The 26,893-nt window shown below is 51.4% G+C and carries 27 protein-coding genes; 2 read left to right on the top strand and 25 right to left on the bottom strand.

What is annotated here, in order from left to right:
* Positions 1–181: 181 nt before the first annotated feature.
* From ndh to yceD, 22 genes are all read right to left on the bottom strand, one after another.
* Positions 182–1,486, bottom strand: a complete 1,305-nt coding sequence (gene ndh / locus PS053_RS01110; protein WP_010331835.1) for an NADH-quinone dehydrogenase — start codon at positions 1,484–1,486, stop codon at positions 182–184.
* Positions 1,487–1,893: 407 nt separating this feature from the next.
* A complete protein-coding gene (gene ycfP / locus PS053_RS01105; RefSeq protein WP_000587933.1) occupies positions 1,894–2,436 on the bottom strand; it encodes an alpha/beta hydrolase YcfP in 543 nt (180 codons plus the stop codon).
* A 22-nt stretch (positions 2,437–2,458) separates the two neighbouring features.
* On the bottom strand, positions 2,459–3,484 hold the full coding sequence (nagZ, locus tag PS053_RS01100) for a beta-N-acetylhexosaminidase (RefSeq protein ID WP_025237163.1): 1,026 nt from the start codon (positions 3,482–3,484) through the stop codon (positions 2,459–2,461).
* Between the two features lie 10 nt (positions 3,485–3,494).
* On the bottom strand, positions 3,495–4,319 hold the full coding sequence (gene thiK, locus PS053_RS01095; protein ID WP_256879460.1) for a thiamine kinase: 825 nt from the start codon (positions 4,317–4,319) through the stop codon (positions 3,495–3,497).
* Positions 4,300–4,941 carry a penicillin-binding protein activator LpoB gene (lpoB, locus tag PS053_RS01090; protein WP_059270067.1) on the bottom strand — a complete coding sequence of 214 codons (642 nt, stop codon included), beginning with the start codon at positions 4,939–4,941 and terminating at the stop codon, positions 4,300–4,302. The genes thiK and lpoB overlap by 20 nt, the downstream gene beginning before the upstream one ends.
* A gap of 13 nt (positions 4,942–4,954) precedes the next feature.
* Positions 4,955–5,332 carry a YcfL family putative periplasmic lipoprotein gene (locus tag PS053_RS01085; RefSeq protein ID WP_001225302.1) on the bottom strand — a complete coding sequence of 126 codons (378 nt, stop codon included), beginning with the start codon at positions 5,330–5,332 and terminating at the stop codon, positions 4,955–4,957.
* Between the two features lie 2 nt (positions 5,333–5,334).
* Positions 5,335–5,694, bottom strand: a complete 360-nt coding sequence (gene hinT, locus PS053_RS01080) for a purine nucleoside phosphoramidase (RefSeq protein WP_002461978.1) — start codon at positions 5,692–5,694, stop codon at positions 5,335–5,337.
* A complete protein-coding gene (locus PS053_RS01075; protein WP_059224893.1) occupies positions 5,672–5,941 on the bottom strand; it encodes a hypothetical protein in 270 nt (89 codons plus the stop codon). The genes hinT and PS053_RS01075 overlap by 23 nt, the downstream gene beginning before the upstream one ends.
* Before the next feature lie 33 nt (positions 5,942–5,974).
* Positions 5,975–7,408 (bottom strand): PTS glucose transporter subunit IIBC, encoded by a 1,434-nt coding sequence (gene ptsG, locus PS053_RS01070; RefSeq protein ID WP_000475697.1) that lies wholly within the window; start codon positions 7,406–7,408, stop codon positions 5,975–5,977.
* 294 nt (positions 7,409–7,702) lie between these two features.
* Entirely contained in the window at positions 7,703–8,500 is a 798-nt protein-coding gene (locus PS053_RS01065) for a metal-dependent hydrolase (protein WP_000480241.1), read from the bottom strand.
* A gap of 10 nt (positions 8,501–8,510) precedes the next feature.
* On the bottom strand, positions 8,511–9,515 hold the full coding sequence (gene holB, locus PS053_RS01060; protein WP_256879461.1) for a DNA polymerase III subunit delta': 1,005 nt from the start codon (positions 9,513–9,515) through the stop codon (positions 8,511–8,513).
* Entirely contained in the window at positions 9,512–10,153 is a 642-nt protein-coding gene (tmk, locus tag PS053_RS01055) for a dTMP kinase (RefSeq protein WP_001256994.1), read from the bottom strand. The genes holB and tmk overlap by 4 nt, the downstream gene beginning before the upstream one ends.
* A complete protein-coding gene (gene yceG / locus PS053_RS01050) occupies positions 10,143–11,165 on the bottom strand; it encodes a cell division protein YceG (RefSeq protein WP_204619080.1) in 1,023 nt (340 codons plus the stop codon). The genes tmk and yceG overlap by 11 nt, the downstream gene beginning before the upstream one ends.
* Positions 11,166–11,167: 2 nt before the next feature.
* Complete coding sequence (pabC, locus tag PS053_RS01045) at positions 11,168–11,977, bottom strand: aminodeoxychorismate lyase (protein ID WP_256879462.1); 810 nt, start codon at positions 11,975–11,977, stop codon at positions 11,168–11,170.
* Positions 11,978–12,096: 119 nt separating this feature from the next.
* The gene (gene fabF / locus PS053_RS01040) at positions 12,097–13,338 is read right to left on the bottom strand and encodes a beta-ketoacyl-ACP synthase II (RefSeq protein WP_000044662.1); all 1,242 of its coding nucleotides are present in this window, start codon (positions 13,336–13,338) and stop codon (positions 12,097–12,099) included.
* Positions 13,339–13,426: 88 nt separating this feature from the next.
* Positions 13,427–13,663: an acyl carrier protein gene (gene acpP / locus PS053_RS01035; RefSeq protein ID WP_000103754.1), complete on the bottom strand. Its 237-nt coding sequence runs from the start codon at positions 13,661–13,663 to the stop codon at positions 13,427–13,429.
* Between the two features lie 210 nt (positions 13,664–13,873).
* Complete coding sequence (gene fabG / locus PS053_RS01030) at positions 13,874–14,608, bottom strand: 3-oxoacyl-ACP reductase FabG (protein WP_001008531.1); 735 nt, start codon at positions 14,606–14,608, stop codon at positions 13,874–13,876.
* 12 nt (positions 14,609–14,620) lie between these two features.
* Entirely contained in the window at positions 14,621–15,550 is a 930-nt protein-coding gene (fabD, locus tag PS053_RS01025) for an ACP S-malonyltransferase (protein WP_256879463.1), read from the bottom strand.
* A gap of 15 nt (positions 15,551–15,565) precedes the next feature.
* Positions 15,566–16,519 carry a beta-ketoacyl-ACP synthase III gene (gene fabH, locus PS053_RS01020; protein WP_000288126.1) on the bottom strand — a complete coding sequence of 318 codons (954 nt, stop codon included), beginning with the start codon at positions 16,517–16,519 and terminating at the stop codon, positions 15,566–15,568.
* 68 nt (positions 16,520–16,587) lie between these two features.
* On the bottom strand, positions 16,588–17,658 hold the full coding sequence (gene plsX, locus PS053_RS01015) for a phosphate acyltransferase PlsX (protein ID WP_256879464.1): 1,071 nt from the start codon (positions 17,656–17,658) through the stop codon (positions 16,588–16,590).
* Positions 17,659–17,738: 80 nt separating this feature from the next.
* Positions 17,739–17,912, bottom strand: coding sequence for a 50S ribosomal protein L32 (gene rpmF, locus PS053_RS01010; RefSeq protein WP_000290727.1), 174 nt, complete (start codon positions 17,910–17,912; stop codon positions 17,739–17,741).
* A 51-nt stretch (positions 17,913–17,963) separates the two neighbouring features.
* A complete protein-coding gene (gene yceD / locus PS053_RS01005) occupies positions 17,964–18,485 on the bottom strand; it encodes a 23S rRNA accumulation protein YceD (protein WP_025237171.1) in 522 nt (173 codons plus the stop codon).
* Between the two features lie 197 nt (positions 18,486–18,682).
* On the opposite strand from yceD, the gene yceF reads away from it, so the two are divergent.
* Positions 18,683–19,267 carry a 7-methyl-GTP pyrophosphatase gene (gene yceF, locus PS053_RS01000; RefSeq protein ID WP_000040070.1) on the top strand — a complete coding sequence of 195 codons (585 nt, stop codon included), beginning with the start codon at positions 18,683–18,685 and terminating at the stop codon, positions 19,265–19,267.
* A gap of 69 nt (positions 19,268–19,336) precedes the next feature.
* Here the strand turns inward: yceF and rluC are convergent, their stop codons facing one another.
* Positions 19,337–20,296: a 23S rRNA pseudouridine(955/2504/2580) synthase RluC gene (gene rluC, locus PS053_RS00995; protein ID WP_044709314.1), complete on the bottom strand. Its 960-nt coding sequence runs from the start codon at positions 20,294–20,296 to the stop codon at positions 19,337–19,339.
* 572 nt (positions 20,297–20,868) lie between these two features.
* On the opposite strand from rluC, the gene rne reads away from it, so the two are divergent.
* Positions 20,869–24,078 (top strand): ribonuclease E, encoded by a 3,210-nt coding sequence (gene rne, locus PS053_RS00990; RefSeq protein WP_149540906.1) that lies wholly within the window; start codon positions 20,869–20,871, stop codon positions 24,076–24,078.
* 197 nt (positions 24,079–24,275) lie between these two features.
* On the opposite strand, the gene flgL is transcribed toward rne, so the two are convergent.
* Together flgL and flgK are read right to left on the bottom strand one after the other, a co-directional pair.
* A complete protein-coding gene (flgL, locus tag PS053_RS00985; protein ID WP_059224887.1) occupies positions 24,276–25,229 on the bottom strand; it encodes a flagellar hook-associated protein FlgL in 954 nt (317 codons plus the stop codon).
* An 11-nt stretch (positions 25,230–25,240) separates the two neighbouring features.
* On the bottom strand, positions 25,241–26,884 hold the full coding sequence (gene flgK, locus PS053_RS00980; protein WP_059257968.1) for a flagellar hook-associated protein FlgK: 1,644 nt from the start codon (positions 26,882–26,884) through the stop codon (positions 25,241–25,243).
* Positions 26,885–26,893: the final 9 nt, after the last annotated feature.

Here is a 26,893-nt window from a genome sequence, read left to right as displayed (position 1 = left end):
AGGTGAAACGACCATCAGACAGAAGATGAAAAGCGGGGGAATAACAGGAAAAACTGAGGGATTCAGAGGAGTCTGAAAGGATGCCTGATGCGACACTTACCACGTCTTATCAGGCCTACAGTTAGCACTGTTCCTCAAGGGCGGATAGGGCATTTAAGCCGCATCCGCCAGTGTGCGCCGATTAATGCAGTTTCAGACGCGGACGAATAACGCGGTTGATACTCCCCACCAGCATCATTAATCCGGTTTTAAAGTAGCCATGCAGCGCAATCTGATGCATTCGGTACAGCGAGATGTACACAAAGCGCGCAATACGCCCTTCAATCATCATTGAACCACGCGTCAGGTTACCCATCAGACTACCGACGGTTGAGAAGTTAGACAGTGATACCAGCGATCCATGATCTTTATACTGATAATTTTTCAGCGGCTTACCGCTCATCTGCGCCAGAATATTGTTCATTGCGCAGGTAGCCATCTGGTGCGCAGCCTGAGCGCGCGGCGGGACAAAGCCCCCTTCCGGGCGCGGACATGACGCGCAGTCGCCAATGGCATAAATGTCAGGATCGCGCGTAGTCTGTAGCGTTGGTTCCACCACCAGTTGGTTAATACGGTTGGTTTCCAGGCCGCCAATATCTTTCAGGAAATCCGGCGCTTTGATCCCGGCCGCCCACACCATCAGATCGGCCTCAATATATTCGCCGTCTTTAGTGTGCAGGCCGCCTTCATCAGCACTGGTAACCATAGTTTGCGTCAGTACGCGAACGCCCAATTTCGTCAACTCACTGTGAGCCGCAGCAGAAATACGCGGCGGCAACGCTGGTAAAATGCGTTCGCCCGCTTCCACCAGCGTCACATTCAGGGCTTCGTTGGTCAGCCCTTTATAGCCATAGCTGTGCAGTTGTTTCACAGCATTGTGCAACTCAGCAGAAAGTTCCACTCCCGTTGCGCCGCCACCGACAATAGCAATATTTACCTTGCCATTCGCGCCCAGGTTAGCTGAGTACTTGAGGAACAGATTCAGCATCTCCTGATGGAAACGGCGCGCCTGATGCGGGTTATCAAGGAAAATACAGTTCTCTTTTACACCCGGCGTATTGAAATCGTTAGAGGTGCTGCCCAGCGCCATTACCAGCGTGTCGTACGCGATCTTGCGTTCCGGCACCAGTAGCTCGCCTTTTTCGTCGCGCAGCTCAGCAATAGTGATTGTTTTCGCTTCACGATCGATATCAACCACAGAACCTAGCTGGAACTCGAAACCATGATTACGCGCGTGTGCCAGATAGCTCAGCGCATCAACGCCTTCATCGAGCGAGCCAGTCGCTACTTCATGCAGCAACGGTTTCCACAGGTGGCTGTGGTTACGATCGACCAGCGTGATTTTGGCTTTTTTCTTGCGCCCCAACTTATGTCCAAGCTGTGTCGCCATTTCCAGCCCACCAGCACCGCCGCCGACAATCACAATTTTTTTCAATGGCGTAGTCAACGTGACCCCCTTAAATTTATTAACCAATTGTTAAGTAATAGTTATTGATATAGCTCTTAATTAACAACAGGTTACAGCCATGAAAATGTTTTTCGTTGTTGAGAATAACATGAATGGTGCATTGGTCATACCAAAATTGATGTGAATCAAGTTTTGTTGCTGGAAAGATAGGCGATTTTACCGGGTGAGATCAAAAAACAGAGTTCATTGTTTGTTATTTGAGCGAATTTTTGAGAGTGATATAGCGTGAGTAGGGTATGGAGGGCGTTTGGTAGGCCTGACAAGATGCGTAGCATCGCATCAGGCATTGATGCTTGACTGTCGGATGCGGCGTGAACGCCTTTTCCGACTTACAGAATCTGGAGCGCATCAGGTATCGGCAAGGTTACCTGATGCGACGAGGGCATTTATCCGAGGGTTTTGAACGCTTTAATGCGTTGCAGATGCGGGGAGATATTTTTGAATTTGTGGGTCTGCTCTTCGTCCCATACAATCTCGTAATAATGATGCAATTCTTCCGATGTCCGCTGGCTGTTAAGGGCTTCATCGTTACGCGATAAAATCACCAGACAACGATCGCGATTTTTCTCGCGGAAGTTAGTCACACACTTAGTGGCGATATCAGCGTACTCTTCCGGGCGATCAATCTTCCCTTCCATATTCTCATACGGGAATAAATTAGGGTTGAAGATCACCTGGCGGATATCACAGAGAAAACCAATTCGCTCGGCCCAGTAACCGCCCAGCCCAACGCCACAAATCAGCGGACGCTCGTCAACATTGAGTTGCAGCATTTTGTCCACTTCTTTGAGTAAATGCTGCATATCGTGTTTCGGATGTCGCGTACTGTAGCTTATCAGCCGTACATCCGGGTCAATAAACTGTAGTTGCAAAACTTTCTCGTGGTTACCCGGACTGTTAGAGTCAAAACCGTGTAAATAGATAATCATCGCTTCCTCACATAAGTCAGGGTTAGTGACCTGCTTTCTCTTCCTGCCAGCGTTCATGTAACTGATTCAGACGGGCGCTGACCTCTTTCCAGCGAGCCGAGTCCATCAGTTCCTGTCGCGAAAATGAACCTTTATGATACAAACTTGTAACACGTTCTGCTTTGATCGGTGACAGATTATCTAACACGCTGACGGCCCCTTTACGATTATTGCAGACCAGGATCATATCGCAACCCGCATCCAGAGAAGCCTGACCTCGTTCAGCGTAACTGCCCATAATCGCCGCGCCTTCCATCGACAAATCGTCAGAGAAAATGACGCCGTCAAAACCCAACTCCTGGCGTAAAACGGTCTTCAGCCAGTAGGGAGAACCGCTCGCCGGACGCGGGTCAACATCGCTGTAGATCACATGCGCAGGCATAATGGCATCGAGTTTATTTTCGCGGATTAAGCGACTGAAGACCGACATATCTTTAGCGCGAATTTCCGCTTGTGGGCGAGGGTCGCACGGCGTTTCTTTATGTGAGTCTGCCGTGACTGCGCCATGACCCGGGAAGTGCTTGCCGGTGGTCTTCATTCCGGCTTCATGCATACCATCAATAAACCGGCTGGCGATTGCCAGCGCTTTTTCGGGATCGGCATGATAAGAACGCTCGCCAATCGCCGCGCTGATATGCCCTACGTCCAGCACGGGCGCAAAACTGATATCAATATCCATGGCAATCATCTCGCTGGCCATGAGCCAACCTGCTTCTTGCGCCAGTTTTCCGCCCTCTTCCATCCCCAACAGCGCGGCAAAAGATTGCGCCGCTGGTAAACGGGTAAAACCTTCACGAAAGCGTTGCACGCGACCACCTTCCTGATCCACCGCCACCACCAGATGATTGCGGGAAGCTGCGCGGATCTGGCGCACCAGCTCACGTAACTGCGCCGGATCGTGATAGTTACGCGTAAAGAGAATCAGCCCTCCTACCAGCGGATGCGCCAGAATTTCACGCTCTTCCGCGTCCAGTTCGTAACCTTCGACATCCAACATTACTGGACCCACACTGCTCTCCTTATTGTCTTATTGATAGCTGCCGCCAGGTGTCATCGGCCAGCCTGATAAATTGTTGATCGCCGGTTTGTCGCCAGCGGTACTCAAACCATCCTGCTTTCAGCATCAGCAGCCAGGGAAACCAACGCCTGATCTGATGCCATAATCGCGTCGGGTCAATCTTCGCCTGCGCGGCATAGTCATTAACCAACCGTCGGTGCTGGTCAGTATTTTCCACCCACACTGCCGCCAGTTCCAGCGCAATATCCCCATCGCCGGCATACTCCCAGTCGATAAGTTTCAGCCCAGACACGCTATGGACCAAATTTCCAGCGTGGACATCCATATGCAACGGGCTTAAGCGTAATGGCTGCGGTTCACGTATTTTGCGCAGACGTTTTAACTGCCGTAACCAGCCCGGAGTCCGCCGTGCCGGATCGCTTTGTTGCCAGTATTGTTCCAGCAACGGTAGCAGCGCTATTCGCCAGCCAAAACGTGGTTGCTGATGCAGATAATACAGCAAGCATGCCAGTTCGTCGGTATCCGGCAATTGCGTTTTTACTTCGCCAGGCAAATAGTCAACGACCATCCAGCCGCGAAGATATAAACGCGGCTTTGGCGCAAGGCTGGCGGGTAATTGCGATAAAGCCCGATACTGGCGCAAAAACGCGAACTGCGGCGCATCAGGATCATGCGGCTGGCGCACAACAAAACGTTGATCCTGATGCTCTATGAGAAAACTCCCGCCGCTAAGTCCACGATTAAACGTCGCGACGGGGTGATACTGCGGGAAATAACGCGACAGTAATTTGTCGCGCGTAATGGGATTATTGTTGCTGAACGGCACCTTTACCTGACCAGATAATTTCGCCAGTCTGGACCAGCATCAGTTGCATTTGCAGGGTTGGCGTATTCACATTACCAGAGGCGCTGGAGTACAGCACATAATGAGCGCCCACGTTGCGGGCAATACCGATGGCTTTACTGCGAGTGCCTAAGCTGTCCTGCGGCGACAAACCTAACTGCTGCTTGGCCATTGAAAGCTGCTGGGCAGAAACGAGGGTAAACTTGCCGTTATTAGCCAGCGCATTACGTAGCGTTTCTGTCGCTTCCCCTGCATTCAGCGAACCGTTGGTACGGTTATTGACGCTATCCACCAACAGAACGCTACCCGCCGTCACGCCATCAGCCGCGAGCATCTTACTGACCATCGGCTGCATCGCGCCATTCCAGTCATAATGGCGAACATGCGGCGCAGGCGGTGCGGTTTGATCTTCATGCTCAATCGGCCCCGGCTGCTGCGGGATCGTCGGCACTGTTGGTACGGTCGGTACCGGCTGTTGCTGCTCGGTTGGTTGCTCTGGAACAGGTTTCACCTCTTCTACTGGCGCAGGCTCACGTTGCGCCACACACCCGGCGAGAAACATCGCCAGCGCGGTGATTAAGGCGTAGCGACTCATTTTTGTCATCAAGATTCACCCCTTACAAATAAAGATAAAGTCTGACTTTATGCGCCCCCAGAAAATTGGCGCTGCCGTACAAGGTCACCGCTGAACGTGCAGGAATAGTGACACTGCGTGGCGTTTCCAGAGGATGCATCTCCAACCCTCTGGCGTCATACCAATAAAAACGATAATGAACGGTAACGGGTTCTTGCCTTTCGTTATAAAGCGTCGAGGATGCTGAAGGCTGAATATCAGACGTCGAAAGAACGGGCTTTTCTGCGCTAATGCCTGCAGCCAACAGAGATGACTCCATCACCAGCGATTGCTCATCATTCACCGGAATTTCCGGGTGTGAGCGACACCCCACCAACAATAACAACATCAGTGACGCCAGCCTAAAGCATCCTTTTCTCATCGTTACAAACCTTTATGCGCCAGCATTGGGCCCAGCGGACGGCCTCCCAGCAGGTGCATATGGATGTGATACACCTCTTGTCCACCATGACGATTGGTATTCATGATCAAACGATAGCCATCTTCGGCAATACCTTCTTGCCTGGCGATTTTTGCCGCGACGGTAATCATGCGCCCCAGCGCCTGCTCGTGTTCGGCAGACACATCATTGACGGTCGGAATGAGGGTATTTGGGATAATCAGTATATGCGTTGGCGCTTGCGGCGAAATATCGCGAAACGCCGTTACCAGCTCATCCTGGTAGACGATATCGGAGGGGATCTCACGACGAATAATTTTGCTAAAAATAGTTTCTTCTGCCACGACATTTTCCTTTTTCAAATAGCCATGCGTTGCGCCATGCTACGCCGCACCACACTGCGAGTATAGAGTATGGTCGAGTTAAACCTGCTCTTTCAACCTTAACCCACGATTTATTAAGCAAAAAATCGTTTTGCTGCCGCATACATCGCCATTTTCCCATTTCTACATGCGAATGAGCAGACAAGGTGGCTCCTTTCATGTCGAGCAGGATAACGTTGATCAACACACCTGTAAAAAAGGCAGCCATTTGGCTGCCTTAGTCTCCCCAACTTCTTACGGATTAGTGGTTACGGATGTATTCATCCATTTCGGTTTTCAGGTTATCGGATTTAGTACCGAAAATTGCCTGAACACCAGAACCAGCAACCACTACGCCCGCTGCGCCCAGTTTCTTCAGGCCAGCCTGATCCACTTTGGACACATCAGCGACGCTGACGCGCAGACGAGTAATACATGCGTCGAGGTTAGTGATGTTTTCTTTACCACCAAATGCAGCAACCAGTGCCGGCGCCATTTCGCTGGTACCTGCGGCTTTTGCATCTTCGGTCGCATCTTCACGCCCCGGCGTTTTCAGATCCAGTGCTTTAATCAACACGCGGAAGATGGTGTAGTAAACAATCGCATAACCGATACCGACAATCGGGAACAGCCACAGCTTGCTGCTGTTGCCAGAAAGAACGATAAAGTCGATCAGACCGTGCGAGAACGAGGTGCCATCACGCATCCCCAGCAAAATACAGATCGGGAATGCCAGACCAGCCAGAATCGCGTGGATGATGTACAGGATCGGCGCAACGAACATGAAGGAGAACTCGATCGGCTCGGTGATACCGGTCAGGAACGAGGTCAACGCTGCGGAGATCATGATACCGCCCACTTTAGCGCGGTTTTCTGGTTTAGCAGAGTGCCAGATAGCAATCGCGGCAGCCGGCAGACCGTACATTTTGAACAGGAAGCCGCCAGACAGTTTACCCGCCGTCGGGTCGCCTGCCATATAACGCGGAATGTCGCCATGGAATACCTGACCAGCCGCGTTGGTGTACTCACCAATCTGCATCTGGAAAGGTACGTTCCAGATATGATGCAGACCAAACGGCACCAGACAACGTTCGATGAAACCGTAGATACCAAACGCAACTACCGGGTTCTGATAAGCAGCCCACTGGGAGAACGTCTGGATTGCGGAACCAATCGGCGGCCAAATGAAGGACAGCACAACGCCGGTAAAGATGGCAGCCAGACCTGAAATGATCGGCACAAAGCGTTTACCGGCAAAGAAGCCAAGATACTCAGGCAGCTTAATACGGTAGAAACGGTTAAACATGTACGCTGCAATCGCACCGGAGATAATCCCCCCGAGTACGCCCGTATCCGCCAGATGCTTAGCGGCGATTTCTTCAGCAGGTAAATGTAGTACCAGCGGTGCGACCACGGCCATGGTTTTCACCATGATGCCATAAGCAACAACCGCGGCCAGCGCAGAAACGCCATCGTTATTGGTGAAGCCAAGGGCGACACCGATAGCAAAAATCAGTGGCATGTTTGCAAAGACGGAACCGCCTGCTTCTGCCATGACATGCGACACAACGGCGGGCAGCCAGCTGAAATTCGCGGAACCGACGCCCAGCAGAATACCTGCGATAGGCAGTACGGATACTGGCAGCATCAGCGATTTACCGACCTTTTGCAGGTTAGCAAATGCATTCTTAAACATAATTGAGAGTGCTCCTGAGTATGGGTGCTTTTTTTACGTTCTCACGCGTAGCAAGGGGGGAGAGCCTCGCCATGTACAGGGCATCTAAGCGCCCTTTATTTATTACACAGAGTAAAATAATTCAGTATCGATTTGTTTGACGGCTATCACGTTTCAACTTCAGATCTTTAGCGAAGTTGCACATATTGACAAAATAGATGTCACAATATTTCAAACATGGTTATTCACCGCCCAGTTTGCGGCGGTGAACTTTACTCGTTTTATCTATTAATTACGAGCTTTAAAAAAACTCATTCAACGGATGGATTGAAGGCGGGAAGCATCGATGTGAAACAGACGGGCGAAGTTATCGGTGGTTACCTGCGCCAGTTCTTCAACGGCAACACCTTTCAACACAGCCATGTATTCTGCAACGTCACGAACCATCGCAGGTTGATTCTCTTTTCCTCGATGCGGCACTGGCGCCAGATAAGGAGAATCCGTTTCGACCAGCAACCGATCCAGAGGTACATAACGCGCGGCATCACGCAATTGTTCAGCATTACGGAAGGTCACAATACCAGAGAAAGAGATATAAAATCCAAGATCCAGTAATTTGCCCGCCGTTTCTTTGTCCTCTGTAAAACAGTGTAGTACGCCACCGCAATCCGTCACTTTTTCTTCGCGCAGAATTGCCAACGTGTCGGCACGAGCGTCACGGGTATGAACGATAACCGGTTTGTTCAGTTCACGACCAATCTGAATATGATGGATGAAGGACTCTTGCTGACGAACCTTAGTTTCCGGCGTGTAATAATAATCCAGCCCGGTTTCTCCCAGCGCAACAACCCCCTCTTCCGCCGCCAGACGGCGTAAATCTTCTACATCGTAGGGATCATTCTGGTTGAGCGGATGCACACCGCAAGAAAATACGACGTTATCGCGTTCTCCTACCAGATCCCGCATATGCAGATAACCAGGTAATGTCGTGGCGACCGCCAGACAAAATTTCACATCGCGCGCAGCGGCTTTTGCCAGAACGTCATCTACGTCCTTATGCAAAGATTCATAATCCAGACCATCGAGATGGCAGTGTGAGTCGACTAAAAACATGATGTCTCTCTTAAAGATGAGGAACCGGTAACACAACGCCCGGTTGCAGGTAATGCTCAATACGCAGTAAAAGATCGGTGATAAGAAGTTCGCGGTTTACGCCTGTAACAGAAATTAACTGCTCGCGACTGTGGCAAACATCCCCCAGCATAGTTTGCAGGCGCGAGGGAGAAAGACGATTTGCCAGCGAGATAACGACACCCGGAACATCAACATTGGTAACTTGCGAAGCGCCATGATGGCGTTTTAGCGCATCCATCAACAACGTTGCCAGCCAGTGCAGGCGCGCCGGAGCTTGCTCATGATTAAGCGCCGCTAACATCGAATACCAGTCGCCAGATTGCACACTGTATGCCAGCGCCTGACAAAGTGTTTCGCGGGCCTGCCAGGTATCTCCCTGAAACAGCGCCAATGCCGCGCCGGGCGAACCGGCGCTTAAGCGCAGTGCGGCAAGCAACGTCTCTTGTGACATTGTCACTTCACGTGAAAGCCAGGTCACAGCGTACTGTTCTGGCGGCGGCGCGAGGTAATGTAACCGACAACGGCTACGTAATGTCGCCAGTAAACGTTCAGGCTCTCGGGTAGCGAGGAAAAACCAGGTTTCTGCTGGCGGCTCTTCCAGTGTCTTCAGCAATGCGTTAGCTGCGGCGTCGGTCAGCAAAGCAGCATCGGTTACCCAGACAACTTTTGCACCGCCTAAACGTGCGTGCTCATTTAGCTTTTCGGTAACTTCCCGTACTGCATCAATGCCCAGCGCGTTCTTCCCTTTTTCGGGAATCAGGGTGTAATAATCGGGATGCGTGCCAGCCTGCATCAACTGACATCCACGGCAGTGACCGCAACTTTTGTGACCCTGCGGTTGTTGGCAGAGTAAAAAACGGCTCAGAGCGTAGATTAAGGCATCATCGCCCATACCTGGTAACGCCTGAATAAGTAGCGCATGGTGACCTCTTCCTGCCTGATAGCTGGCTACCAGTTTTTCGAAATCAGGTCGTAACCATGGATACCATCTCATGCGCCCTGCTCCTTAACCCAATTGGTCACGGTGGTACGAATTGCGTCCATGACGGCATCCAGCGGCTGGGTAGCGTCAATGGTGTGAATGCTTCTATCTTGTGCGGCCAGTTCCAGATAGCGGGCGCGAGTGCGATTAAAGAAATCGAATGACTCTTGCTCAATACGATCCAACTCTCCACGTGCGCGAGCGCGTTTTAAGCCAACTTCCGGGGTAACATCGAGATAGAGCGTTAAGTCAGGACGAAAATCGCCCAAAACAGCATCACGTAGCGTTGCCAGCATATGTTGATCAATACCACGTCCCCCCCCCTGATACGCCTGAGTAGAGAGATCGTGACGATCGCCAATCACCCAGGTGCCGTTAGCCAGCGCCGGTTTGATAACCGTTTCTACCAATTGAACACGCGCGGCATAAAACATCAGCACTTCGGCTTTATCAGTAATAACTTCGTCGCCTACCGATTTGATATCCAGCACCAGGCTTCTTAACTTCTCGGCAAGTTGCGTACCGCCAGGTTCACGAGTGAAAACCATATCGTGGATACCCAGTTGCTCAAGCGTCTCGACCACCACGTTACGTGCCGTGGTTTTGCCTGCGCCTTCCAGCCCTTCAATGACGATATACTTACTGCGCATTTTTTTCCTTAAGCACTTTCAGATAATCCTGCACAGACTTGTTATGGCTGGCAAGATTGGTATTAAACGTGTGTCCGCCTTTACCATCGGCCACAAAATAGAGATACGGTGTTTTTGCCGGATGTGCGGCAGCCTTCAGCGAATCTTCTCCCGGCGTGGCAATTGCCCCCGGCGGCAGGCCGGTAATGGTATAGGTGTTATACGCTGTCGGCGTCTCAAGATCAGCACGAGAAAGCTTGCCATTATAACGCTCCCCCATCCCGTAAATCACCGTCGGGTCAGTCTGTAGGCGCATGCCAATACGTAACCGGTTAATAAATACCGAGGCAACCTGAGCGCGCTCGCTGGCAACGGCAGTCTCTTTTTCGATAATCGATGCCATGGTTACCAGTTGATTTTTATCTTTGTACGGCAGTCCGTCCACACGCCCTTCCCAGACACTATCAACCGCTTTCACCATTTTCTTATGCGCTCGCTTAAGCAACGCAACATCAGTGGTATTAGCGGTATACATCCAGGTGTCTGGCCAAAACCAACCTTCAATCCACTGCGGGTTTTCAAGTTCCAGTGCCTGCGCCACGGTAGCGTACTTATCGTCGCTCAGCGTGTGTTTGATATACGGCGCTTCACGTAATTGCTTGAGGTAATCGCTCAGGCGCATCCCTTCCACCAGCCGAAGAGGGAACTGCGCTTCTTTACCACTTTCCAACAGTTGCAGCATTTCGCGCACGGTCATCTGCGGTGTAAAGCGGTAAGTCCCGGCTTTAAAGTGAGAAAGATCCGGCTCCACACGCAATAGCCACTGAAAGACACGGGGTCGATTGATGATTTTGTCGGCGTAAAGCTGTTCACCAAGTGCCAGTCGCCCGGTCCCTGGTTTCAGAGTGAAAATGGTCTCTTCTTTAATGAGTAATTTGCTATCGCCAAAATGGCGAACCTTCCAGACGCCCGCACCGGCGGCAATACCCAGTACCACCAACAATAACAAAACAATCGATAACACTTTTTTCATGACTAATTCGGGTGCTCACAAAGTGGGGCTAAATATTCATATAGCGTTGTTGACGAAAAGGAGATATCGCCACAGGCACGTACGGGAATAACCGGCATCAACGCATTACAAACAATCATCTCATCCGCCTGCATCGCTTCTTCCAGTACGGCTTGTACTTCGACAACCTGATAAGAAGATTGTGCCAGTAAACGGATACAGAATTGTCGCATAATGCCGTTAACTCCAGCCTGATCCAGACGCGGCGTGTAGACCACATCGCCTTTGCGCCAGAACAAATTAGCCGCACAGCATTCCGTAACCCACCCTTCGCTGTCAAGAACCAGCGCCTCATCGGCGTTTGTCTGCTCAAGATGAGAGCGAATCAACACCTGCTCCAGACGGTTAAGGTGTTTAATCCCCGCAAGGTGAGGATTACGTCCCAGGCGAATCGGGCTTAACGCCAACGTCGCTCCCTCATTACGTAAGCGGTCGTAATGCGCAGGATAAGCCGCAACCGAGAGAATGCGCGTTGCCGGTCCGCTATTTAACGTACTGTACCCTCTTCCACCACAACCGCGGCTAATCATCACCTTCAGCACGCCGTTTTGCTGCTTTGCTGCCAGGTATTTCATTTCTTGTTCAAGCTGCAACCAGAAATCACAGGCGATCATTAAGCGTTGGCAGGCTTCCTGTAGCCGCTGCGTGTGCGCGGATAACAAGCTAACTCTACCGTCAATAATTCTGGCTGTCGTGAAACAGCCATCGCCAAACTGCGTTGCTCGATCGCTTGCTGCCAGCGATTCCTGTTTATGACCGTTAATTAAGAACATAGCAGCTCCTTATAAGAGTATTGTTAGTGTCGCAGTATGTTCACCGCAGAACAAGTCTGGGTCAGAGTCAAGAAAAAAGGCCCGCAAGCGGACCTTTTATAGAGGTGTAAAACAGCAACTTAGATCTTTTTAAAGATCAAAGAACCGTTAGTGCCACCAAAGCCGAAGGAGTTACACAAGGTATACTCCATTCCGCTAACCTGACGCGCTTCGTGCGGCACGAAATCCAGGTCGCAACCTTCATCCGGGTTATCCAGGTTGATGGTCGGCGGAACAGCCTGATCGCGCAACGCCAGGATGGAGTAGATAGACTCTACTGCACCAGCAGCACCTAACAGGTGACCGGTCATGGATTTCGTGGAGCTTACCAGCACGCGGCTTGCAGCTTCACCGAAGATAGTTTTCACGGCCTGCGCTTCCGCCTTATCGCCTGCCGGCGTCGACGTACCGTGCGCGTTAACGTAGCCAATCTGGCCCGGCTCAATACCTGCGTCACGCAGAGCATTCGCCATTGCCAGTGCCGCGCCTGCGCCGTTTTCCGGCGGCGACGTCATATGGTAAGCATCGCTGCTCATACCAAAACCGACAACTTCAGCGTAAATTTTCGCACCGCGTTTTTTCGCGTGTTCGTACTCTTCGAGCACCAGCATACCGGCACCGTCACCCAGTACAAAGCCATCACGATCTTTATCCCACGGGCGGCTGGCCGCTTGCGGGTTATCATTGCGGGTAGATAATGCACGTGCTGCGCCGAAACCACCAACGCCAAGCGGCGTACTGGCTTTCTCTGCGCCGCCTGCAACCATCACGTCAGCATCGCCATACGCGATAATACGCGCAGCATGACCAATGTTGTGCACGCCAGAAGTACAGGCGGTCGCGATAGAGATGCTTGGGCCACGCAGGCCATACATGATAGTCAGGTGACCTGCCACCATGTTCACAATCGTTGACGGAACGAAGAACGGGCTGATCTTACGTGGACCACCATTCATCAAAGATGAGTGGTTTTCTTCGATCAATCCAAGTCCGCCAATCCCGGAGCCAATAGCAGCACCAACACGGGTTGCGTTCTCTTCCGTTATTTCAAGGCCAGAATCCTGCATGGCCTGAACGCCAGCGACAATTCCATATTGAATGAAGGCATCCATCTTGCGCTGTTCTTTGCGCGAGATGATGTCATCACAGTTAAAATCCTTTACTAAGCCAGCAAATTTCGTTGCATAGGCGCTAGTATCGAAATGGTCGATTAGGCTGATGCCACTCTGACCGGCAAGCAGAGCTTTCCAGGTAGACTCTACGGTATTGCCGACAGGAGACAACATGCCCAGTCCGGTCACAACTACACGACGCTTAGACACGTTTGTCCTCCAGGGAGGGAAAAAATGATTCTAGTGGGACAAAAAAGAAAAAACTCAGGCGGTCGAACGACCGCCTGGAGATGTTCACTTACGCCTGGTGGCCGTTGATGTAATCAATGGCAGCCTGAACGGTGGTGATTTTCTCAGCTTCTTCGTCCGGAATCTCAGTATCAAACTCTTCTTCCAGAGCCATTACCAGCTCAACGGTGTCAAGAGAATCCGCGCCCAGGTCTTCAACGAAAGAAGCATTGTTGGTAACTTCTTCCTGCTTAACGCCCAGCTGTTCGCCGATAATTTTCTTAACGCGTTCTTCGATAGTGCTCATACTCTTAAATTTCCTATCAAAACTCGCTTTCGCGATGGTTTTCGTAGTGTATAAAATGTTGAAAAATTTGCAACTAAATCCCGGCAGGTCTTACCACGATTTTACGTTATTTTGAGGCCTTACCCCCCAATAACGCAAATCATTTTGCACTAATAATTACTCATAACCACGCAGACTGCGCGCAACATGAGCATTTTGTGCAAATCACGATCAGACCATGTACATCCCGCCGTTCACATGCAAAGTTTCACCCGTGATGTAAGCTGCTTCGTCGGATGCCAGGAATGCAACCGCGTTGGCGATCTCCTGTGCGCCGCCGAGGCGACCCGCAGGAACCTGCGCCAGGATACCCGCACGCTGGTCATCGCTCAGCGCACGTGTCATGTCCGTTTCAATAAAACCCGGAGCAACAACGTTTACAGTAATACCGCGTGACGCAACTTCACGCGCCAGTGATTTACTGAAGCCGATCAAGCCAGCTTTCGCCGCAGCGTAGTTAGCCTGACCGCCATTTCCCATGGTACCAACCACAGAACCGATAGTGATAATACGACCATGACGCTTTTTCATCATAGCGCGCATTACCGCTTTTGACAGACGGAAAACAGATGAAAGGTTGGTTTCGATGATATCGTTCCACTCATCATCTTTCATTCGCATTAACAGGTTATCACGAGTGATACCGGCATTATTGACCAGGATATCGACTTCACCAAATTCTGCGCGAATTTTTTCCAGAACAGATTCAATAGATGCCGGGTCGGTCACATTCAACATCAGACCTTTGCCGTTAGCACCTAAATAATCACTGATCGCCTGTGCGCCGTTTTCACTGGTCGCAGTACCGATAACTTTCGCGCCACGAGCTGCGAGCGTTTCAGCGATTGCGCGGCCAATCCCGCGGCTTGCACCGGTTACCAGTGCGATTTTTCCTTCAAAATTCATGTTGTTCCTCTTTTAAAGCTCGAGCGCCGCTGCCATCGCTGAAGGTTCGTTCAGCGCCGAGGCGGTCAGGGTGTCGACAATGCGTTTCGTCAGGCCAGTCAGCACTTTGCCCGGGCCAACTTCATAAAGGTGTTCTACACCTTGTGCTGCCATGTATTCAACGGACTTCGTCCACTGAACCGGGTTATACAACTGACGTACCAATGCGTCACGGATGGCATCACCATTGGTTTCGCATTTCACATCAACGTTGTTCACCACTGGAATGGTCGGAGCGTTAAAGATGATTTTCGCTAATTCTACCGCCAGCTTGTCCGCCGCGGGCTTCATCAGCGCACAGTGAGAAGGTACGCTCACCGGCAACGGCAGTGCACGTTTTGCACCTGCTGCTTTACAAGCGGCGCCTGCACGCTCAACAGCTTCTTTATGACCCGCAATAACCACCTGGCCCGGAGAGTTGAAGTTAACCGGAGAAACGACCTGACCTTCTGCCGCCTCTTCACACGCTTTGGCAATAGACGCATCATCCAGACCGATGATTGCCGCCATTGCGCCAGTCCCTTCCGGTACAGCTTCCTGCATGAACTTGCCGCGCATCTCAACCAGACGCACCGCATCAGCAAAATCAATCACCCCAGCGCAAACCAGCGCGGAGTATTCCCCCAGGCTATGACCAGCCATCATTGCCGGTGCTTTGCCGCCCTGTTGCTGCCATACGCGGTACAGTGCAACGGATGCAGTCAACAATGCTGGCTGGGTTTGCCAGGTTTTATTCAGTTCTTCGGCTGGCCCCTGTTGGGTCAACGCCCACAGGTCATAGCCCAGCGCGGCAGAAGCTTCAGCAAAGGTTTCTTCGACAATTGGATAGCTCGCCGCCATATCAGCCAGCATTCCAACGGTTTGAGAACCCTGACCAGGGAACACAAATGCAAATTGCGTCATGTTTTAATCCTTATCCTAGAAACGAACCAGCGCGGAGCCCCAGGTGAATCCACCGCCAAAGGCTTCAAGCAGAACCAACTGCCCCGGCTTAATACGCCCGTCGCGTACGGCTTCATCCAGCGCGCACGGTACAGACGCGGCAGATGTATTACCGTGGCGGTCCAGCGTCACGACGACATTGTCCATCGACATACCGAGTTTTTTCGCCGTGGCGCTGATAATACGCAGGTTCGCCTGATGCGGAACCAGCCAGTCCAGTTGGGAACGGTCAAGATTATTTGCTTCCAGCGTCTCATCAACGATGTGCGCCAGCTCCGTTACCGCAACTTTGAAGACTTCGTTGCCCGCCATGGTCAGATAAATTGAATTCTCTGGATTTATACGGTCAGCATTAGGTAACGTCAACAATTCACCATAGCTGCCGTCGGCATGAAGATGAGTGGAGATGATTCCTGGCTCTTCAGAGGCAGCCAGCACTGCAGCGCCCGCGCCATCGCCAAAAATGATAATTGTTCCGCGATCTGCTGGATCGCAGGTGCGCGCCAGTACATCGGAACCGACGACCAGAGCATACTTAACCGCGCCAGATTTCACGTATTGATCGGCCACGCTCAGTGCGTAGGTGAAACCCGCGCAGGCTGCGGCAACGTCAAACGCCGGGCAACCTTTAATACCCAGCATGCTTTGAATCTGACATGCCGCGCTCGGAAAGGCGTGCGTGGCAGAAGTCGTCGCCACAACGATCAGTCCAATCTGGTCTTTATCGATGCCCGCCATTTCAATTGCACGCGTCGCCGCTTCGAATCCCATAGTAGAAACGGTTTCATTTGGCGCTGCAATATGGCGTTCACGAATACCGGTGCGCGTGACAATCCACTCGTCAGAGGTATCCACCATTTTTTCCAGATCGGCGTTTGTCCGCACTTGTTCGGGCAGATAGCTGCCAGTACCAATAATCTTCGTATACATGTACGCTCAGTCACTTTTCGGTTATATACCGTCACTTGCAAACTGCGAGTGGCGCTGGCAGCGTCCTGCTACCGCAGAGTTCCGCTTTTGCCACCGTCCAGCAGTTCAAAACCAGCTGGGTATACAGATTTCAGGCGAGCGGCAATTCGCTGAGGAACTTGTCGCTGCACCGCCTGCACTGCCTGTTCAATCGCGACCGCAAAAGCTCGCTGATTGGCCGCACCATGGCTTTTTATCACCGTGCCGCGCAATCCTAACAGACAGGCGCCGTTATACTGGTCGGGGTTGAGGTGACTGAATCGCCTCATCAGGCTCTTTTGTAGCCAACGCTTTAATAACAGTAGCCACCACGACCGTTTTTTCCCTTCTCCCTGAGATTTCAGCAGAGAAAGGAACATCCTGACAACACCTTCCATCGTCTTTAATGTGACATTTCCTGTAAATCCGTCGCAAACCAGCACATCCGTCTTGCCAGTTAATAACTCATTGGCTTCAAGATAGCCGATGTAATTGATGGAAGGGATTTTTTTAAGCACAGCAGAGGCATCCCGAATACTGTCCAGCCCCTTTACTTCCTCTTCACCAATATTGAGCAACGCCACGCGAGGATTAGGGATTTCCACCACCTCTTCTGCCAGAACAGAACCCATAATGGCGAATTGCACCAACATAGTGCTGTCACAATCGACGTTAGCCCCCAAATCAAGGACTACCGTTTTGCCCTTTTGCTGATGCGGCAGTACCGTCACCAACGCAGGGCGCTCAATCCCCTCAAGGGGCTTGAGTAATAATTTTGCCAGCCCCATCAGCGCACCGGTATTACCCGCGCTGACACAGGCCTGTGCTCGACCTTCTTTTACCAATTCCAGCGCCACGCGCATTGAGCTACCGCGACTGGCGCGGATAGCTTGCGAAGGTCGGGCATCACTGGCGATAACTGACTGCGCAGGAATAACCTGCAGACGCGAACGTTGTTCAAAGTCAGCTTTAGCAAGTAATGGCGTGATGGCGTCGGGATTGCCGACCAAAAGAAGAGTGAGTTGCGAATTAGAATTCAGTGCCTGCAATGCAGCAGGCACTGTCACAGAAGGACCAAAATCGCCCCCCATGACATCTAACGCCAGGGTTAGACGTGTCAAGGTATCGTCGCCGCCCGGTTTGGTCTTTCCCCAGTTGCCTGGGGAAAATCCTCACTAAGCTTCATCACGCAAACGCGTGATTACTTAGCGATGACCTTGCGGCCGCGGTAGTAACCGTCGGCAGTGATGTGGTGACGCAGGTGTTTTTCACCAGAAGTTTTGTCTACAGACAGGCTGGTGACTGCGGTCAGCGCGTCATGGGAACGACGCATGCCACGTTTGGAACGGGTTGGTTTATTCTGTTGTACGGCCATGGACCTTACTCCTCAATTACGGTTTATCCCCGATCCAACGGGGAGCACCAATTACTTACGCTTTAAGCTGGCTAATACGGCAAATGGGTTTGGTTTTTGCGCTTCTTCAGGCAGTTCACCAAAGACCATGTCCGCTTCGGACACTTCACAGTGTTCAGAATCATGCACCGGAACTACCGGCAAGGCGAGGATGATTTCATCTTCCACCATTGCAAGCAGATCGATTTCACCGAATTCGTTAACCTCAATCGGTTCATACGCTTCCGGCAGTGCTTCAGCCTGTTCGTCTGAACGTACAGGACTAAAACAATACGTTGTGTAGACCTGATGAGAAAACGGCTTCCCGCAACGCTGACACTCGAGCGTTACCGTCACCTTCGCATCGCCGTTTAACACTGCGAGACGTTGGTTATCGATAGCGAACGACATGGAGCATTCCACATCACTGTCCACACTGACTACAGATTCGGCGACGCGCTCGACTTGATCAGGAGTATAAATACCCTGGTAATCAAGGCGTTTTTGAGCCGTACGAACCGGATCGAGAGTCAGGGGTAATTTTACCTTTTGCATAGGGCGCGCATATTAACTTTGTAACGTCATAGAGTCAAAGAAAAAGGCAGCCTGTGGTTGCCTTTTGCCAATAATTCGCACACATTGCGGGTTACTGCTTTATTTTCGTTCAGTGCTGACAACGAACATCAAACTGCAAAACGAAGCGCATAGTTTAAAATGGCTATCATCAATACGCTATATCTGATGGAAAAAATATGTCTAAACTTATTTTAGCCTCCACCTCGCCCTGGCGCCGCGCTCTACTTGAAAAACTGCAAATTGCTTTTGAATGTGCAGCGCCGGAAGTCGATGAAACCCCACGCAACGATGAATCACCACGCCAACTGGTACTTCGGCTGGCGCAAGAAAAAGCGCAATCCCTGGCGTCACGTTATCCGAAACATTTAATTATCGGTTCAGATCAAGTGTGTGTACTGGATGGAGAGATCACCGGAAAACCATTAACGGAAGAAAATGCCCGTCTACAATTACGCAAAGCCAGCGGCAATATTGTCACCTTCTATACTGGGCTGGCACTGTATAATTCCGCCAATGGACATTTGCAAACAGAAGTAGAACCTTTTGACGTCCATTTCCGTCACCTGAGCGAGGCGGAGATTGATAATTATGTGCGCAAGGAGCATCCCCTGCACTGTGCAGGAAGCTTTAAGAGTGAAGGATTTGGCATTACGCTGTTTGAGCGTTTAGAAGGGCGCGACCCTAACACGCTGGTAGGTTTGCCACTAATCGCGCTCTGTCAGATGCTACGTCGGGAAGGAAAAAATCCGCTGATGGGATAGTTTTATCTACCAGATAAGGCATTTACGCCTTATCTGGCCTACCACCCATTACAGGCTTATATATTCATATTAACGTGCGTTACGCAACTTCTGCAAACAACGCTTCAAACCCTCATCCATCGGTGCTTCAATGCGCATCACCTCACCCGTTCCCGGATGGGTAAACTTCAACGCTGCCGCGTGCAGGAATAAGCGATTTAATCCCGTTCCCGCTTCAGTGAGCTGTTTGTCAAATTCACGGTCGCCGTAGCGATCATCAAAGGCAATCGGATGACCGGCATACTGCGTATGCACACGGATCTGGTGGGTACGTCCGGTAACCGGGCTGCAACGAACCAGCGTGGCAAACGCATAGCGTTCTTCCACTTTAAAGCGCGTTTCTGACGGTTTACCTTCCTGACTCACACGCACAATACGCTCGCCGCTTTGCAGAATGTTTTTCAGCAACGGCGCTTGCACGCTCTTGACATGCGACTGCCACTGACCACGCACTAGCGCCAGATAATCTTTTTGCATGCCTTTTTCACGCAACTGCTCATGCAGAGAACGCAACGCCGAGCGTTTTTTCGCCACCAACAGTACGCCTGAAGTGTCCCGATCGAGTCGATGCACCAGTTCAAGAAAACGCGCTTCCGGGCGCAACGCTCGCAGCCCTTCAATAACGCCAAAACTTAAACCGCTACCGCCATGCACTGCCGTGCCGGACGGTTTATTCAGCACCAGAATATGATCATCTTCATATAAGATGACATCGGCCAGCGCCGCCACTTTTTGCAGATGCGGCGAAACGGCGTCTTCTTCTCGTTCGGCAACACGAACCGGAGGGATACGCACTTCATCGCCAGCTTCGAGTTTATATTCAGGCTTAATACGTTTTTTATTCACCCGTACTTCACCTTTACGCAAAATACGGTAGATCATACTTTTTGGCACACCTTTCAGTTGGGTACGCAAAAAGTTGTCGATACGTTGCCCCGCTTCATCGGCGGTGATAGCAACGATTTTTACGGATGGAGTCTCTGTTTTCATGGTGGGCGATTCTAATTAGCCAGCAGGATTCGCGCCACTCATTTTTCTATGCTTATATTTAGTTTTGCACCTTATTACTTCATTACGTGATCACTTTATTGATGGTTATTAAACCAATCACCAGCAAGAAGTGAAAAAACTGTGAGTAAGCGGGTGATAAATGGTAAAAGTCATCTTGCTATAACAAGGCTTGCAGTGGAATAATGAGACCGTTTCCGTGTCCAACCTTGTTAAAACAAGAAATTTTACGGAATAACCCATTTTGCCCGACCGATCATCAACGCAGCAATGGCGTAAGACGTATTGATCTTTCAGGCAGTTAGCGGGCTGCGGGTTGCAGTCCTTACCGGTAGATGGAAATATTTCTGGAGAGTAACACCCAGTCTGTTTCTCTGATAATTGCGCTGTTTTTCCGCATGAAAAACGGGCAACCGACACTCTGCGCCTCTTTGAGCTGACGATAACCGTGAGGTTGGCGACGCGACTAGACACGAGGCCATCGGTTCACACCCGGCAAGGCGTTACTTTGCCCGCAGCTTAGTCGTCAATGTAAGAATAATGAGTAAGTTACGATGAAAAGAATGTTAATCAACGCAACTCAGCAGGAAGAGTTGCGCGTTGCCCTTGTAGACGGGCAGCGTCTGTATGACCTGGATATCGAAAGTCCAGGGCATGAACAGAAAAAGGCAAATATCTATAAAGGTAAAATCACCCGCATTGAACCGAGTCTGGAAGCTGCTTTTGTTGATTACGGCGCTGAACGTCACGGTTTCCTCCCATTAAAAGAAATTGCCCGCGAATATTTCCCTGCTAACTATAGCGCTCATGGTCGCCCGAACATTAAAGATGTGTTACGTGAAGGCCAGGAAGTCATTGTTCAGATCGATAAAGAAGAGCGCGGCAACAAAGGCGCAGCACTCACCACCTTTATCAGTCTGGCAGGTAGTTATCTGGTTTTGATGCCGAACAACCCGCGCGCGGGCGGCATTTCTCGCCGTATTGAGGGTGATGACCGTACCGAATTAAAGGAAGCGCTGGCAAGCCTTGAACTGCCTGAAGGCATGGGGCTTATCGTGCGTACTGCCGGCGTCGGCAAATCTGCCGAAGCACTGCAATGGGATTTAAGCTTCCGCCTGAAACACTGGGAAGCCATCAAAAAAGCCGCAGAAAGCCGCCCTGCTCCGTTCCTGATCCACCAGGAGAGCAACGTAATTGTGCGTGCTTTCCGTGACTACCTGCGTCAGGACATTGGCGAAATCCTGATCGATAACCCGAAAGTACTCGAACTGGCGCGCCAGCATATCGCCGCGCTGGGTCGCCCGGATTTCAGCAGCAAAATCAAACTGTACACCGGTGAAATTCCGTTGTTCAGCCACTATCAAATCGAATCGCAGATCGAGTCGGCCTTCCAGCGTGAAGTCCGTCTGCCATCAGGTGGTTCCATCGTTATCGACAGCACCGAGGCATTAACCGCCATCGACATCAACTCTGCACGCGCAACCCGCGGCGGCGATATCGAAGAAACGGCGTTTAACACCAACCTCGAAGCGGCCGATGAAATTGCTCGCCAGTTGCGTCTGCGAGACCTCGGCGGTCTGATTGTTATCGACTTCATCGACATGACGCCAGTACGCCACCAGCGTGCGGTAGAAAACCGTCTGCGTGAAGCGGTACGCCAGGACCGTGCGCGTATTCAAATCAGCCATATTTCTCGCTTCGGCCTGCTGGAGATGTCCCGTCAGCGCCTGAGCCCGTCACTCGGTGAATCCAGCCATCACGTCTGTCCGCGTTGCTCTGGTACTGGCACCGTACGTGACAACGAGTCCCTGTCACTCTCTATTCTGCGCCTGATTGAAGAAGAAGCGCTGAAAGAGAACACTCAGGAAGTCCACGCGATCGTTCCTGTGCCAATCGCTTCTTACCTGCTGAACGAAAAACGTTCTGCGGTGAATGCCATTGAAACGCGTCAGGACGGCGTGCGCTGTGTGATTGTGCCAAATGATCAGATGGAAACCCCGCACTATCACGTACTGCGCGTGCGTAAAGGCGAAGAAACGCCAACCTTAAGCTACATGCTGCCGAAGCTGCATGAAGAAGCGATGGCATTGCCGTCTGAAGAAGAGTTCGCCGAGCGTAAGCGCCCAGAACAACCTGCGCTGGCAACGTTTGCCATGCCTGATGTTCCACCAGCGCCAGCCCCGGCAGAACCAGCAGTTCAGGCAGCGACGCCTTCACCCAAAGCCGCCGCTCCGGCAACACCTGCACAACCAGGTCTGTTAAGTCGCTTCTTCGGTGCACTAAAATCCCTGTTCAGCAGCAGTGAAGAAGCGAAACCTGCTGAACAGTCAGCACCCAAAACAGAAGCGAAACCTGAGCGTCAACAGGATCGCCGTAAGCCTCGTCAGAACAACCGCCGTGACCGTAATGAACGTCGCGACACCCGAGGCGAACGTACAGAAGGTGGCGATAACCGCGAAGATAACCGCCGTAACCGTCGCCAGGCGCAGCAGCAGACAGCCGAGACTCGTGAGAGCCGTCAGCAAGCTGATGTAACGGAAAAAGCACGTACCACCGACGAACAGCAAACACCGCGTCGCGAACGTAGCCGCCGCCGTAACGATGATAAACGTCAGGCGCAACAGGAAGCGAAAGCGCTGAATGTTGAAGAGCAGTCTGTACAGGAAACCGAACAGGAAGAGCGTGCACGTCCGGTTCAGCCACGTCGTAAACAGCGTCAACTAAGCCAGAAAGTACGTTATGAGCAAAACGTTGCGGAAGAAGTGGCAACCGCACCGGTGGTTGAAGAAACTGTTGCGGCAGAACCTGTCGTTGAACAGGAAGCGCCTGCCCCACGTACTGAACTGGTGAAAGTACCTCTGCCGGTAGTTACACCAGCTGTGCCGGAACAGCAAGAAGAGAACAATACAGATAACCGTGATAATGGTGGCATGCCGCGTCGTTCTCGCCGCTCGCCGCGTCACCTGCGCGTCAGCGGTCAACGCCGTCGCCGCTATCGTGATGAACGTTATCCGGCCCAGTCGCCAATGCCGTTAACCGTCGCCTGTGCGTCTCCAGAACTGGCTTCTGGCAAAGTCTGGATCCGTTACCCGGTTGTTCGTTCGCAAGATGTACAGATTGAAGAGCCGCGTGAGCAGGAAGAAATGCAGGTGCAACCGATAGTGACTGAAGTCCCTGTTGCTGCCGCTATCGAACCTGTTGTTAGCGAGCCGGTTGTTGAAGAAGCGGCTGAAGTCATAGAAGCTCCCGTTCAGATTGCCCAACCGCAACCGGAAGTTATCGAAACGACGCATTCTGAAGTGATTGCCGCCGAAGTAACTGAACAACCGCAGGTGATTACCGAAGCTGATGTTGCCGTAGCGCAGGAAGTCGCAGAACACGCGGAACCGGTTATCGAACCGCAAGAAGAGACGGTAGCTATTGCAGATGTCGACGAAACAACTGAGGTTATGGTTGCTGAACCGGAAGTCGTTGCTCAACCTGCTGAACCTGAAGCCGTTGCTCAACTTGCTGCACCGATCGTCGCTGAAGTCGCGGCGAAAGTGGAAACGGTAGCCCCTGTTGTCCCTGAGGTAGTCGTTGAGCATAATCACGCTACCGCGCCGATGACTCGCGCTCCGGCGCCGGAATATGTTCCAGAAGCACCGCGTCACAGTGACTGGCAGCGCCCGACCTTTGCTTTCGAAGGTAAAGGTGCCGCAGGTGGTCATACGGCAACGCATCATGCTTCTGCCGCTCCTGCGCGTCCGCAGCCTGTTGAGTAATCATTAGCTCAAAGAGATCAAGCCCTGGCAATCGCTGGGGCTTTTTTATTTCAGGTATAAATAAAAATATTCAAATTCATCCAATGGCATTCTTGTTACCTAACCACTCAAAAATAAGACAAAAAAAGCCTACTCCGGCAATCCCCGGAGCAGGCAGACAAAACATCCCAGGCTTCATGGAATGTTCTGACAGACGCTTATTTATTAAGCTGAAATAGAGACAACCCCTGCATATCGGTAAACGCTTTGTACGATGCCTGGAGCGCCGTTTGCTGCATCACGTAAGATGAAATGGTCGCGTTCCAGTCTACATCAACCAAATCACTCATCTGCTGCGTTTGTCCTAAGGCGCGATCGCTACCTAATGAATCCAGCGACTCCAGTTCATTTAGCTGCGTGCCTAATTCTGCGCGTACAGTCAGGACATTATTCAGCGAATTTTTCAGTCCACGGTTGGTTTTATCCAATGCCGCTGCGGCGGTTTCTTTATCTACTTCGCTCTCCGCGACCGGTATTTTCAGCGCCGCGATGGCGCTATCCAGCATGGCAAAAAGATTGGTTTCAGAACTGCTACCGTCCGGTTCCTTCACCGCATTGCTGGTAATGTTGTTGAAAATTTTGTCGCCGGTATGCCCTATCACCATCGAACGCGAAGCATCGACCTGTTGCTTAATACTTTCTTTTCCACCGATATATTCGCCATCCGCTTCGCTAAACGGCGCAGATTCTGTTTTATAACCGGCAAAAATGTAGCGTCCGTTACCGTCAGTGGTATTCGCCAGATTCAACAACTGGTCGCGGATCCCCTGAATATCCGTTGCTAACGATGCCCGGTCATCGTCACTCAAAGTGCCGTTGCTGGCGTAGACAATTTTTTCCTGCGCGCTCTGGATTGCGGTGGTAACCTGGCCAAGCACACTCTCCTCCAGTGACACTTTTTGAGTGGCGAAAGTTCGCGCCAGCGTATACTGGCTGTTTTGCGCCTGCGCCTGGGAGAGCACGACAGCTTGTGATGCAGCAACAGGATCGTCAGAAGGGTTAACGACTCGCTTACCCGTCGACATCTGTTCGCCGTACTTCATCCATTCCGCCTGAGAACTGGTGATACCGTGCATATTTTGCTGGTACATCATCTGGGTACTGAAACGCATCTTATCTCCCCTTAGCGAATGTTAATCAGCGCATCAAAAATAGCATTCGCCGTCTGCAGAACCTGTGCATTGGCCAGGTAATACTGCTGAAAACGTTGCAGGTTGCCGTACTCTTCGTCGAGATTGACGCCAGAAATAGACTGCTGCTGATTAGAAAGTTGCGTTACCACATTACCCTGCGAGGTACTGCTGGTTTTCAACGTGGCAGTTTTATTACCGATATCGCTAACCAGTATGGCGTAGGCATCATTAAACGATTTCGTTCCGCCCACTGTTTTACTGTTGTTTTGCAGATCCAGCAGGGCCTGACCGTTACGATTGTCGCTTTCCCCCGCTTCTTTATCACTTGCCATCGCAATTTTCGCTTCATCAGTGATTAATACATCCATATTGACGATGGCATCGCTTACTGGTTTCAGCGTGAAACTATCATTGGCTTTGGGCGTTCCAGTGAACGTTAACTCCATACCATCAAACGAGACTTTACCGTTAGCATCAGGCATCACTGTAAAAGAGGTATTGCTGGCAAGGCGGGTGACCTGCCACTGGTTATTGCTAAATGAGATTTTATAATCAGTAGCCAGCACCGCTGAACCTTCAGTCACCGTGGCACTGAGTGCGCTATTGCCTTTGTTATTACTGTTTTGCAGAACCGCAGGCTTGCCGATGGCAAAGAAATTCCCCCCTTCCTTACCATTGGCATCAAATCCCTTGTTATGTTGGGTATTGAAAGCCTCAGCAAATGCCAACGCCAGTTGCCCAAGCGTATTACGCGTCTGGTCGAGATCCTGAGAACGGAATGTCAGAATGCCGCCCAGCGACCCGCTCGTCAGGAGTTTATCCGGTATTTCGATATCTCCCGCGCTCGCATCGACATACGCGATCGTAGTGCGAGACGGATCGGTGCTGGAAGGTACTGCCGCTAGCTGGCGAGCTGTGCTGCCCTGAACCAACGAGTAACCATTGGCCATAGTGATATTGTAAGTGCCGCTGTCCTGAACGCTGACCTCAACACCAACAATCTGGTTTAATTCGCTCACCAGCTGATCGCGTTGATCCAGCAGAGCGTCAGGAGACGCCCCTGCCCCCACGCCTGTTAAACGGGAGATTTGATCGTTCAGACTGGCGATTTGTTTGGCGTAATTATTGACCTGGCTAACGCTGGCGCCTATCGCGATATTAACCTGTTTGTCCTGGTCACGCAGATACTGATCTGTGGTTTTAAACTGATTCACCAGTCCTTCTGCTTTACCAATCAGCGCCTGACGCGCCGCCGGATCTTCCGCGTTACTCACCAGCGTTTGCAGGCTGGTGAAGAAATCCTGCATTTGCGTTGCCAGCGAAGAGGTGCTGCCAGAGAGCATATTGTCGATTTTCGACATCTGCTCATAGCGGGAAGTCAGACCGCTACTTTGAGTCTGCGCCGCATGTAACTGGTTGGTAATAAACGCATCATATTCACGCTGTACGCCAGAAACGTAGACGCCATTGCCAACCCAGCCGCCAGCGCCGAGAGTGCTTTTAGCCTGCGCCATAATAGTCGTCTGGCGGGTATATCCGGCAACGTTATAGCTGGAGATATTATTACTTGCCGTATTTAACGCCGCCTGGGCCGCGTTCAGTCCGCTCATGGCGTTATTGATCAAGCTGGACATGGAGGTTCC

This window comes from Escherichia albertii (assembly GCF_028622335.1).
Classification (GTDB): Bacteria; Pseudomonadota; Gammaproteobacteria; order Enterobacterales; family Enterobacteriaceae; genus Escherichia; species Escherichia albertii.
This window is presented reverse-complemented; position numbering and strand designations above follow the sequence as displayed.